Origin of the sequence: Sphaerotilus sp. (genome assembly GCF_013299175.1) — a bacterium.
Lineage (GTDB): Bacteria > Pseudomonadota > Gammaproteobacteria > Burkholderiales > Burkholderiaceae_C > Sphaerotilus.
This window is the reverse complement of record NZ_JAAFKF010000020.1, coordinates 33,657-44,499: the sequence shown is the minus strand read 5'-3', so window position 1 is coordinate 44,499 and position 10,843 is coordinate 33,657. Positions and strand designations below refer to the sequence as shown.

General features: G+C 67.4%; 11 protein-coding genes. 4 read left to right on the top strand and 7 right to left on the bottom strand.

The annotated features are described in order from the left end of the window. From QZW52_RS05660 to QZW52_RS05630, 7 genes are all read right to left on the bottom strand, one after another. The coding region (locus QZW52_RS05660) for an SAM-dependent methyltransferase (RefSeq protein WP_293996192.1) at positions 1 to 145 on the bottom strand (145 nt) is incomplete at its 3' end. 16 nt (positions 146 to 161) lie between these two features. Then, positions 162 to 1,463, bottom strand: coding sequence for a sulfate adenylyltransferase subunit 1 (locus QZW52_RS05655; RefSeq protein ID WP_293996186.1), 1,302 nt, complete (start codon positions 1,461 to 1,463; stop codon positions 162 to 164). After that, entirely contained in the window at positions 1,463 to 2,434 is a 972-nt protein-coding gene (cysD, locus tag QZW52_RS05650; protein WP_293996184.1) for a sulfate adenylyltransferase subunit CysD, read from the bottom strand. The genes QZW52_RS05655 and cysD overlap by 1 nt, the downstream gene beginning before the upstream one ends. A 22-nt stretch (positions 2,435 to 2,456) precedes the next feature. Beyond that, positions 2,457 to 3,179 (bottom strand): phosphoadenylyl-sulfate reductase, encoded by a 723-nt coding sequence (locus tag QZW52_RS05645; protein ID WP_293996182.1) that lies wholly within the window; start codon positions 3,177 to 3,179, stop codon positions 2,457 to 2,459. Next, positions 3,176 to 3,706: a DUF934 domain-containing protein gene (locus QZW52_RS05640; RefSeq protein ID WP_293996180.1), complete on the bottom strand. Its 531-nt coding sequence runs from the start codon at positions 3,704 to 3,706 to the stop codon at positions 3,176 to 3,178. The genes QZW52_RS05645 and QZW52_RS05640 overlap by 4 nt, the downstream gene beginning before the upstream one ends. Positions 3,707 to 3,729: 23 nt before the next feature. Next, positions 3,730 to 5,430: a nitrite/sulfite reductase gene (locus tag QZW52_RS05635; RefSeq protein WP_293996178.1), complete on the bottom strand. Its 1,701-nt coding sequence runs from the start codon at positions 5,428 to 5,430 to the stop codon at positions 3,730 to 3,732. Between the two features lie 25 nt (positions 5,431 to 5,455). Continuing rightward, entirely contained in the window at positions 5,456 to 6,253 is a 798-nt protein-coding gene (locus QZW52_RS05630; protein ID WP_293996176.1) for a sulfite exporter TauE/SafE family protein, read from the bottom strand. 91 nt (positions 6,254 to 6,344) lie between these two features. On the opposite strand from QZW52_RS05630, the gene QZW52_RS05625 reads away from it, so the two are divergent. The 4 genes from QZW52_RS05625 (at position 6,345) to QZW52_RS05610 (ending at position 10,826) form a co-directional block, all read left to right on the top strand. Continuing rightward, on the top strand, positions 6,345 to 7,274 hold the full coding sequence (locus tag QZW52_RS05625) for a patatin-like phospholipase family protein (protein ID WP_434738278.1): 930 nt from the start codon (positions 6,345 to 6,347) through the stop codon (positions 7,272 to 7,274). Between the two features lie 129 nt (positions 7,275 to 7,403). Beyond that, positions 7,404 to 8,516 (top strand): DUF4347 domain-containing protein, encoded by a 1,113-nt coding sequence (locus tag QZW52_RS05620; protein ID WP_293996174.1) that lies wholly within the window; start codon positions 7,404 to 7,406, stop codon positions 8,514 to 8,516. 49 nt (positions 8,517 to 8,565) lie between these two features. Then, positions 8,566 to 10,092, top strand: a complete 1,527-nt coding sequence (locus tag QZW52_RS05615; protein ID WP_293996172.1) for a TolC family protein — start codon at positions 8,566 to 8,568, stop codon at positions 10,090 to 10,092. After that, positions 10,089 to 10,826 carry an efflux RND transporter periplasmic adaptor subunit gene (locus tag QZW52_RS05610; RefSeq protein ID WP_293996170.1) on the top strand — a complete coding sequence of 246 codons (738 nt, stop codon included), beginning with the start codon at positions 10,089 to 10,091 and terminating at the stop codon, positions 10,824 to 10,826. Before QZW52_RS05615 ends, QZW52_RS05610 begins: the two co-directional genes overlap by 4 nt. The last annotated feature ends 17 nt before the right edge of the window (positions 10,827 to 10,843 follow it).

The window sequence follows — 10,843 nt, the reverse complement described above, 5'->3', positions numbered from 1 at the left end:
CTTCTGCACGCAAGGCCGGGTCGGTCAGCGCATCGGCCAGCACGACCTCCGCCGCCCGCAGCCGGTTCAGGCCGCGCACGGTGATCAGGTCGGCCGAGCCGGGTCCGGCGCCGATGAAGACGACGCGGACCTCTGCGGTGTCCATGCGCTGCGCCACCGGTTCAGGCGCCGACCAGCAGCGCACCGCTGGTGCGGTTGGTGGTCGGATCGACGACGATCAGCGCGCCGCCGACGCGGTTGTCCGCATAGGCTTCGACTGGCAGGGCTTGCTGCGTCTGGATCTGCACGCGGCCGATCTCGTTGACCGCCAGCTCGTGCGCGTCCACCTTGTCGAGCGTGTTGATGTCGAGCCGGTGGTCGATCGCGGTGATGCGCGCCTGCACCCAGCGGTTGCCGTGGCGCACCCAGTATTTGCGGCCGAGCACGGCGGGTTCGGTGTCGAGCCAGGCCAGCGTGCCGCTGAAGGTCTGCTGCGTCGGGGCGCTGCCGGGCGTGAACACCCAGTCGCCGCGGGACACATCGACCTGACGATCGAGCACGATGCCGGCGGATTGTCCTGCGGTGCAGACATCCACCACGCTGCCGGCGTGGCGCACCGACGCGACGATGGCGGTCTCGCCACTCGGGAAGATCTGCACGGTGTCGCCGGCCTTCACCGAGCCGTGGGCGATGCGGCCCCACATGACGCGGTGCTGGTGGCCGGTGCCGTGGCCTTCGTCGCGGGCGACGTACTGGACCGGCACGAGCAGGTTGCCGTCGTGCGCCTCGTCGGCGACGGGCAGCGTTTCGAGCAGTTGCAGCAGCGTCGGGCCGGTGTACCAGTCCCAGTTCGCCGACGGCGTGGCCACGTTGTCGCCGCGCAGGGCGGACACCGGCACGATGCCGCGCACGGTGATGCCGGCTTCCTCGGCGAACTTGGTCAGCGCCTTCGACACGGCGTCATAGGCGGCTTGCGTGCCGACCTCGATCGCGTCGAGCTTGTTGATCGCGAACACGATGCTCGGCACGCGCAGCAGGCGGGCCAGCAGGCTGTGGCGGCGGGTCTGCGGCAGCAGCACCACGTCGTCCACCGCCGTGTCGAGCTTGGTGATGTCCACCAGCACGACTGCGGCGTCGGAACCAGCGGCGGCCGTCACCATGTTGCGGGTGTACTGCTCGTGGCCGGGGGCATCGGCGATGATGAACTTGCGCGTCTTGGTGGTGAAGTATTGGTACGCCACGTCGATCGTGATGCCCTGTTCGCGCTCGGCCTCCAGGCCGTCGGTCAGCAGCGACAGGTCGATCGGCGCACCGGCAGCGCGCTTTTCCAGCGCGTCGAGCTTGTCGGCCAGGATGCCGCGGCTGTCGAACAGCAGGCGCCCGATCAGCGTGCTCTTGCCGTCGTCCACGCTGCCGGCGGTCAGGAAACGCAGGGCCTTGTGCGCCAGTTCTTCCCCGGCGTCGATGTGTTCCACGGTGCTCATCAGAAATACCCTTCCTTCTTGCGGCGTTCCATCGACGCCTCGGAGGTGCGGTCGTCCATGCGGGTCGCGCCACGCTCGGAGACCGTCACCTGCAGCGTCTCGGCCACGATGTCGGCGTTGGTGGCGGCGTCGCTCTCCACCGGGCAGGTGCAGGTCATGTCGCCCACGGTGCGGAAGCGCACGTCCACCGTCTCGATCGTGTCGCTCGCGTCCGGCGGCGTCACGTCCGTCACCGGCACCAGCAGGCCCTTGCGGCGGTAGATCTCGCGCTTGTGGGTGTAGTAGATGTGCGGCAACGGGATCTTCTCGCGCTCGATGTAGAGCCAGACGTCGAGTTCGGTCCAGTTGCTGATCGGGAAGGCGCGGAAGTGCTCGCCCGGCTTGATGCGGGTGTTGAACAGGTTCCAGAGTTCCGGGCGCTGCTCCTTGGGCTGCCACTGGCCGAAGCTGTCGCGGTGCGAAAAGATGCGTTCCTTGGCGCGCGCCTTCTCCTCGTCACGCCGGGCGCCGCCGATCATGCAGTCGAAGCGGTGCTCCTCGATCGTCTCCAGCAGCGTCACCGTCTGGTGGCCGTTGCGCGACTCCAGCGGGTGGGCCAGCCGGATCGTGCCGCGCTTCATCGAGTCTTCGAGGTGCCCGACGATCAGCCGCTCGCCCATTTCCTGGATGCGGGCGTCACGGAACTCGATGACCTCGGGGAAGTTGTGGCCGGTATCGACATGCACCAGCGGGAAGGGCAGCTTGCCGGCGAACACCGGGCGCTCGCCGGGCTTCGACAGCTTCTGCTTGAAGGCTTTTTCGGCGAGGTGCAGCACCACGCAGGAGTCCTTGCCGCTGGAGAACAGCAGGCCGGGCCGCTCGAAGGCGCCGGCCACTTCGCGCAGGATGAAGATCGCTTCTTCTTCCAGCGCGTCGAGGTGGCGGTGGTCCACGTCGGGGAGCAGTTGGGTCATGGTGGTCGGGGCGTTCATTCGGGTCGGGTCGGCAGGGGGTTCACACGGTGGACGACTTGACGTGCAGGCCACATTCCTTGGCCGATTCGTCTTCCCACCACCAGCGGCCAGCGCGGAACTCCTGCCCGACCGCGATGGCGCGGGTGCAAGGGGCGCAGCCGATGCTGGGCATGAACTGGTCGTGCAGCGGGTTGTACGGCACATCGTTGGTCGCGATGAAATGCCACACGTCGTTCCAGCTCCAATCGACCAAAGGGTTGATTTTCGCACGCCCCTGGTCATCGGCCTCGACCGCCAGAACTTCACCGCGCGCATTCGACTGCTCGCGGCGCAGCCCCGTCACCCATGCGGTGCGCCCGGCGAGCATCCGGCCGAGCGGTTCCATCTTGCGGATGCCGCAGCACGCCTTGCGCAGCGCGAGGCTCTCGTACATCGCCTTCTCGCCGTTGGTGCGCACGAACTGCACCACCGATTCCTCCACCGGCCGGTACACCTCGACCGCCAGACCATAGCGTTCGGTGATGCGCGGGATCAGGGCGACGGTTTCGGGGTGCAGCGCGCCGGTTTCCAGCGTCGCAAGCTGGATCGGCAGGCCGAGCTTGGCGATCAGGTCGGTGACGACCATGTCCTCGGCGCCGAGGCTGGTGGACTGGAGGACCGTGCCGGGGTGGTTGGCGGCGGCGTCCTTCAGGATCTGGACCGTCGCGGCCAGCCGCTCGTCGAAGCCGGCGGTCTTGCGGCCGTACAGGGCGATGGCGCTCATATCGCGGCTCCGGCGTTCAGGTATTCGCGCTGACCGGCCTCGTCGGCAGGGCGGGCGAAGACGGGGCGGCGCTCGTTCACATCACCCTGGTAGTGGCCGGGGAAGAAGGTCAGCGCCCGGTCGGCCGCGTCGAGCGACTGGTCGCGGCGCAGCACCACGGCGTTGAAGCCGGTGCGCTGCAGCAGCGACATCATGTCCACCAGCACATCGCCCGTGGCGCGGATCTCGCCGGCAAAGCGGTAGCGCGAACGCAGCAGCCGTGCCTGCGTGTAGGCCCGGCCATCGACCCACTTGGGGAAGTGCAGCACGACCAGCGACAGGCGCGGCAGGTCGGTCTCCAGCGTCTCGATGTCCACGTTGTTGGGCACGATCACGCCAGTCAGCAGCCCGGCCGGCCACGTTTCGCGCACGGCGTGCCACTGCGCCAGGGTCAGCAACTGGTGGTCGCGGGCGACGGGGTGCGGCGAGGGGCCGTCTTCACCGCCGACGGTGTGCCAAGCGTCGTGAGGGGTGTCGATGAATTTCATGGTGAATCTCTTCCGTCTCAGGCTCAGGCGGGGGTGTGGTCGCGGGCGGTGGCGATGCGCTGGGCGTTGGCGGCGGCCTTGAACGGGTCGAGTCCCAGGCGGTGCAGTGCGTCGATGAACTTCTCGCCGGCCTCGCGGTGGCTGCGGTAGGTCTCCAGGATGGCTTCCACGGCGTCGGTGATCTCGCTGGCCGCGAACGACGGGCCGATCACCTTGCCGGGCACGGCCAGCGGCGCGTGGGCCGAGCCGTCCGAGCCGCCGAGGGTGACCTGGTACCACTCGCTGCCGTCCTTGTCCACGCCGAGGATGCCGATGTGGCCGCTGTGGTGGTGGCCGCAGGAGTTGATGCAGCCGCTGATGTGCAGGTCGATCTCGCCGAGGTCGAACACGTCGTCGAGGTCGGCGAACCGCTCGGTCAGCTCCGCCGCGACCGGGATGGAGCGGGCGTTGGCGAGATCGCAGAAATCGCCGCCGGGGCAGGCAATCATGTCGGTGACGAGGCCGATGTTCGGCGTGGCGTAACCGGCGGCCTTGGCGGCGGCGTAGACCTCCGGCAGGTCGCTCGCCTTGACCCATGGCAGCAACAGGTTCTGGTCATGCGTCACGCGCAGCTCGCCGTGGCTGTAGCGGTCGGCGAGGTCGGCGGCCTGGTCCATCTGCACGTCGGTCACGTCGCCCGGTGCCTGACCCGCCCGCTTGACCGACAGCGTGACACCGCGCCAGCCCGGCACGAGGTGCGCATGCACATTGCGCTGAATCCAGCGTTGGTACGCCAGCGGCAGATCGGCCGGCAGCCCGACTTCTGGCAGCGGCGCCACCTCGGCCGGCCGCGTGAAGCTGGCGGCGACACGGTCGAACTCGGCCTGCGTGATCAGGTGGGCGCTGCCGTCGAGGTCGCGGCTCAGGATGTTGGCGAACTCGGCGTTCACGGCGTCGAAGAACTTCTGGCCTTCCGCCTTGACCAGGATCTTGATGCGCGCCTTGTAGGCGTTGTCGCGGCGGCCGTAGCGGTTGTAGACCCGCACGATGGCCTCGATGTAGACGAGGATCTGCTGCCACGGCACGAACTCGCTGATGACCGAACCGATGATCGGCGTGCGGCCCATGCCCCCGCCGACCTGGACCCGGAAACCGATCTCGCCCGCGGCGTTCTTCTTCAGTTGCAGGCCCACGTCATGCCAGCCGATCGCGGCCCGGTCTTCCACGGCGCCCGAGACGGCGATCTTGAACTTGCGCGGCAGGAAGGCGAACTCGGGGTGCAGCGTGGTCCACTGGCGCAGGATCTCGCAGTAGGGCCGCGGATCGACGATCTGGTCATGGGCGACACCGGCCAGCCCGTCGGTGGTCGTGTTGCGGATGCAGTTGCCGCTGGTCTGGATGCCGTGCATGTCCACCGCTGCCAGCTTGTCCATCACGTCGGCCGCCTGCGTCAGCGGAATCCAGTTGTACTGGACGTTCTGGCGGGTCGTGAAGTGGGTGTAGCCGCGGTCGTGGACGCGGGCGATCTCGGCCAGCGCCCGGATCTGGCGGCTGCTGATCGAGCCGTAGGGCACGGCGACGCGCAGCATCGGGGCGTGGCGCTGGATGTACCAGCCGTTCTGCAGGCGCAGGGCCTTGAAGTCGTCGCCGTCGAGCTGGCCGGCGAAGTGGCGGTCGAGCTGGTCGCGGAACTGGGCCGCGCGGGCGTGGACGAACTGGCGGTCGAAGTCGGTGTATTGGTACATGGCGGGCAGTCTGTCAGTCAGGCGTTCAGGCAGTCAGCAGGATTTTCTTGGCGGCGAACAGCAGCGACGCGCACAGCGCGAGGCGGGTGTACTTGTCGGGCAGCATCTTGGTCAGGTGGGCGCCGAGCCAGATGGCGGGCAGCGAACCCATCAGCAGCTCGATCAGCAATATCCAGTGGACATTGCCCAGCGTGGCGTGGCCGATGCCCGCCACCAGCGTCAGCGGCACGGCGTGGGCGATGTCGGTGCCCACCAGCCGGCGCATCTCCATGCGCGGGTACATCAGCAGGATCAGCGTGGCGCCCACCGCGCCCGCGCCGATCGAACTCAGCGACACCAGCACGCCCAGCACCAGACCGCACAGCACCGTGAGCCAGGGCTGGCGGGCCGGCGTGATCCAGCGTTCGAGCCACAGCCCGACGCGGAACCACACGGGGCGCATCATCACCGTGATGGCCGTCAGCACCAGCGCCAGGCCAAGCGCGAAGGTCAGCGCGCTGTCGGCCTTCTTGGTCAGGCCGACCATGTGCATGTAGGCGACGGTGGCGATGGAGGCAGGGATGCTGCCGGCCAGCAGCAGGCCGGTGATCTTGTAGTCCACATGGCCGTGGCGGTGGTGCGCAACCGAACCCGATACCTTGGTCAGGCAGGCGAACCACAGGTCGGTGCCGATGGCAATGGCCTTTTCCAGATTGAACACCGAGATCAGCAGCGGCGTCATCAGCGAGCCGCCACCGACACCGGTCAACCCGACGATCAGCCCGATGCCGAAGCCTGCAGCGACGGCCAGCCAGTCGATCGTGAAACCCAGGGTGTCGAGCATGAATAGGTACCTTGCAGTGCAGCAAAATCAGGATGTGCGACTCTAGTGGCTGCAGTCATGCCGACAAACAACATTTTCAGATGATGCTTATATGAATCCAGACATTAAAACAGGGCGCCGTCGCCTGTTGACCGTGCTCGGGACCGTGGCCGTGCTGGCGCTGGCCGGTTGTGGCACGACCGGACCGGTGCAGACCGGCGCACCCGCCGCGCCCGAACCAGCGACCGCCCCACGCCCGGCGCCGCGTCTGCCGCGCATTGGCCTGGCGCTCGGCGGTGGCGCGGCGCGTGGCTTCGCGCACATCGGCGTGATCCAGGTGCTGGAAGAAAACGGCATCCGGCCGGATCTGGTCGTCGGCACGTCGGCGGGCAGCGTCGTGGCTGCGCTCTACGCCGCGGGCAACACCGGCGCACAACTGGCGACACTGGCCGACGGCATGGATGAATCGTCCATCACCGACTGGGCCTTCCCGCTGCGGGGTGCGATCCGTGGCGAGGCGCTGGCGGCCTACATCCGCAAGAACACGGGCGGCAAGCCCATCGAGCAGATGAAGATCCCGCTGGGCGTCGTCGCCACTGATTTGGCCGACGGGCAGCCCATCCTGTTCCAGCGCGGCGACACGGGCACGGCGGTGCGGGCGTCCAGTTCGGTGCCGGCCGTGTTCCAGCCGGTGAAGATCGGCGAGCGCGAGTACGTGGACGGCGGGCTGGTGGCGCCGGTGCCGGTGCGCTACGCCAAGCAGATGGGCGCCGAGTTCGTCATCGCGGTCGATATCTCGTCGCCGCCGGACGGTGCGGCCACGGGCGATGCGATGCGCATGCTGCTGCAGACGTTTTCCATCATGGGCCGCAGCATCAACAACTTCGAGCTGAAGGAGGCGGACATCGTGCTGCGGCCCAAGCTCACCGGCATCTCCAGCGCAGATTTTGCAGCGCGCAAACGCTCGATCGCGGCGGGGCGGGAGATGGCGCTGGCGATGCTGGCGGAGCTGAAGATGAAAATAGCCGCAAAAACGCATTGATATTTCAGTTGACTTTTTCTTGAGAATCAATTTCTTGACTGAAAAAGGAGGGTTGGTCGGGGTGTTTTTTCACCCTTGAGGTGCAAAGGGGGCCTGTCAGCATGAGGACATATTCCCTGATGGCCTCCCATGAACCACGCCAACCGCTCCCAGCCGCCAACCCCCGCTTCCCCGCAGGCGGGCCGCACTGACCGCGTGCGCAACCACCTGCTCGCGCTGGAGGCGCGGATGATGTTCGACGGCGCCGCGCTGGCCGCGGCGGTCGATGCACTCGATTTGACGCACGATGGCACGCCACACGGCGACCATTTCGCAGAGGAGACCCAGGCCGTGATCGATCTGGCCGAGGCCATGTCGGGGCTGGCAGTCGCCGGGCGTACCTTGCTGGCGCCGATCTCGCGCGAGATCGCGTTTGTCGATGGTGGCTTGCGTGAAGCTTCGCGGTTGATTGCGGAGCTGGACCACTCGGTGGAGGTGGTGCTGCTCGATGCTGGCCGCGACGGCGTGGACCAGATTGCCCGCACGCTCGCTGCACGCCACGGTCTCGATGCCGTTCATATCCTTTCGCATGGCGGTGCTGGTGCGCTGTACCTGGGGACGGCCGTGCTGAACCAGGCCACGCTGCAGGGGCGGTATGCCGCGGACTTCCGGGTGATCCAGGCTGCGCTGTCCGAACAGTGTGACGTACTCCTGCATGGCTGTGACGTGGGGGCCGGGCCGACCGGTGCAGCATTCCTGGAGGCCCTGTCCCTGTCCACCGGCGCCGGCGCCTCGGCCTCGCTCCGGTTGCCCTTCCGCCAAGGGCCGGTGCAGGAATCCTTCCGGTTCGAGACCGAAGTCCTGCACGAAACATTGCATCTGTCGGTCCGGCCAAGGCAAGGGCGTGCCACCTCGATGGACGGCCGGGTGGCCGAGTACCAATTCCTCACCGCCGAGGGGCGGCCATTGCCTGCACAGATGCGGGCAGATTCGCATGGTCACGTCACCATCAACCGTGTGCCGGGCCTGGAGCGGGTCGGCTTGATGGTGCGTGCATTGCATGCCAACGGTGCCATGACCGAAGCACGGCTGGAACTCGACGTCTCTTCTGGCGCGGTGCGCCTGCTGACCGCGCCTGATCCCGTGGTGCAGGCGCCGACCTCTCGCCAGTCCAGTGCCGCATGGAAGTTGAGCAAGGAGCTGGAGCACCGCACCACCGCGCGCAGTGCCGAACGCCAGGCGCCCGCCATGGCCGCGAACTGAGTTCAGCCTACATCCGATCCAAACCATGACCGCAAGTGTCACCCCCACCATGACCATCCCCCTGTTTCCCCGCCTGCACCGGACGGCACTGGCCGCCTCTCTCGCCTTCCTGGGCGGCTGCGCGTCCGTGACGCCAGTGCCGCTGGCCGATGCCGAGCTGCAAACCGCCGTGAAAAGCTCGGTCGATCGTGTGGCGTCCAAACAGGAACCGATCACCGCGTCCATCAGCTTGTACGAGGCGATGGCGCGCGCGCTCAAGTACAACCTCGATTACCGCGTCGAGCTGATGTCGCAGGCGCTGCGGCTCAGCGAGTTCGAGCTGACACGCTACGACATGCTGCCCCAGCTCGTGGCCAACGCCGGCTACAACAGCCGCAACAAGGAAGCCGGCTCCAGCAGCCGCTCCCTGATCAGCGGCCGGGAGTCGCTGGAGCCTTCGACCTCGACCGAAAAGAGCATCTTCAACTCCGACCTGACGCTGTCGTGGGACATCCTCGATTTCGGCCTGTCGTATGTGCGCGCCCAGCAGAAAGCCGACGAGGCGCTCGGGGCCATGGAGCAACGGCGCAAGATCGCCAACCGCATCGTCGAAGACGTGCGGACGGCGTATTGGCGTGCGGTCAGCGCCGAGCGGCTGCTGGGCAAGATGCAGGAGCTGGAGACGACCGTACAGGTGGCGCTGGAAGAATCGCGTCAACTGGAGCGGCGCGGCACGACCTCGCCGCTGGCGGCGCTGACCTTCCAGCGCGAGCTGATCCAGATCCGCGCCGAGCTGCAGCGCCTGCAGCGCGATCTGGTGGTGTCCAAGCGGCAGCTCGGTGCGCTGATGAACGTTCCGCCGGACCAGGAGTTCTCGCTGGTGCTGCCGGCCCGACAGTCCACGGCACAGAGCCTCGACATGGAGCCGGGCGACATGCTCACCAGCGCGCTCTACTATCGACCCGAGCTGCGCGAGGTGCGCTACCGCGCCCGCATCAATCGGCGTGAACTGGACGCTGCGTTGCTCAAGGCGATGCCCAATCTGCGGCTGTTCGCCGGGCTGAACTACGACTCGAATGCCTACCTGTACAAGCAGGACTGGGTCGGTGTGGGCACCCGCGCCAGTTGGAACCTGATCAGTGCCTTCCGCTACCCATTGGCCAAAAAGGCGGTCGAGAACCAGCAGGCGCTGCTCGACCAGCGCGAGCTGGCGCTGACCATGGCCGTGATGACCGAGGTGTATGTGAGCCGCACACGCTTCAACCACCTTGGCGCCGAGCTGCAGACTGCGGGTGAGCGTCTGGATGTCCAGTCCCGCATCCTGGAGAAGATTCGCGCTGGCAGCCAAGCCGGTTCGGTCAGCAAGCAGACGCTGATCCGCGAGGAGATGAATACGCTGGCCGAGGAGGTCCGCCACGACATCGTGTTCGCCGATTTGCAGAACGCCCGCGCCAACACCTATGCCGCCATGGGCATGGACACCTTCGGGCCGGATGTGACGGGTGCGGAGAGCGTTTCGGCACTGGCCTCCTCGCTGGAACAGTTGTGGACACGCCGCGACCAGCCCCGCAGCGATGCGACAGGGAGCGCCCGGTGAGCGCCCGGCGCGTAGGCTCCGGCGCCGCTCTGGCAGGGCTGCTGTTGTCGCTGGTGGCTTTGCCGGGTCAGGCAGACGCACCGGTGCGGGGGGTGGTGCGGGCGCGGCAGGTGGCGGTGCTGTCGTCACGGCTGTCGGCCCAGATCACCCAGATGCCCTTCCGCGAGGGGCAGAGTTTCCGCAAGGGCGAGCTGCTGGTGGCGTTCGACTGCGAGCGCCAGCGTGCCCAGTCCAAGGCCGCCGCCGCCGCCCTCCGGGCGCACCAGAAAACCTTCGAGGTCCAGCGCGAGCTGCTCCAGAGCAGCGCCATCGGGAAGATGGAGGTGGATGTCACCCAGGCCCAGATGGAGAAGGCCGCCGCCGAGGTGCAGGCGCTGGAGGTGGAGCTGCGCGAGTGCCAGGTGTTCGCACCGTATGCCGGCCGCGTGGTCGAGGCCGTGGCGCAGGCCCACGAAACCGCGGGGCAAGGTCAGCCGCTGCTGCGCATCCAGGGCGCCGATGACCTGGAGCTGCAACTCATCGTGCCCTCGGCGTGGATGTCGTGGCTGCGCAGCGGCACCCAGTTCACGTTCCGCATCGACGAGACGGGCGAGTCGGTGACGGCGGCGGTGCTGCGGGTGGGGGCGTCGGTGGACCCGGTCAGCCAGACGGTCAAGATCGTGGCCAAGCTGCCGACCGGGCGTGCCAGCGTGCTGCCGGGCATGAGCGGAACGGCTGAATTCAAGCGTTCCTGAGTCAGAAAGGACTGTTT

Excerpts from the sequence above, each read along its gene's own strand:
- QZW52_RS05655 (WP_293996186.1), bottom strand. The coding sequence starts at position 1,463 with ATGAGCACCGTGGAACACATCGACGCCGGGGAAGAACTGGCGCACAAG.
- cysD (WP_293996184.1), bottom strand. The coding sequence starts at position 2,434 with ATGAACGCCCCGACCACCATGACCCAACTGCTCCCCGACGTGGACCAC.
- QZW52_RS05645 (WP_293996182.1), bottom strand. The coding sequence starts at position 3,179 with ATGAGCGCCATCGCCCTGTACGGCCGCAAGACCGCCGGCTTCGACGAG.
- QZW52_RS05640 (WP_293996180.1), bottom strand. The coding sequence starts at position 3,706 with ATGAAATTCATCGACACCCCTCACGACGCTTGGCACACCGTCGGCGGT.
- QZW52_RS05635 (WP_293996178.1), bottom strand. The coding sequence starts at position 5,430 with ATGTACCAATACACCGACTTCGACCGCCAGTTCGTCCACGCCCGCGCG.
- QZW52_RS05630 (WP_293996176.1), bottom strand. The coding sequence starts at position 6,253 with ATGCTCGACACCCTGGGTTTCACGATCGACTGGCTGGCCGTCGCTGCA.
- QZW52_RS05625 (WP_434738278.1), top strand. The coding sequence starts at position 6,345 with ATGAATCCAGACATTAAAACAGGGCGCCGTCGCCTGTTGACCGTGCTC.
- QZW52_RS05620 (WP_293996174.1), top strand. The coding sequence starts at position 7,404 with ATGAACCACGCCAACCGCTCCCAGCCGCCAACCCCCGCTTCCCCGCAG.
- QZW52_RS05615 (WP_293996172.1), top strand. The coding sequence starts at position 8,566 with ATGACCATCCCCCTGTTTCCCCGCCTGCACCGGACGGCACTGGCCGCC.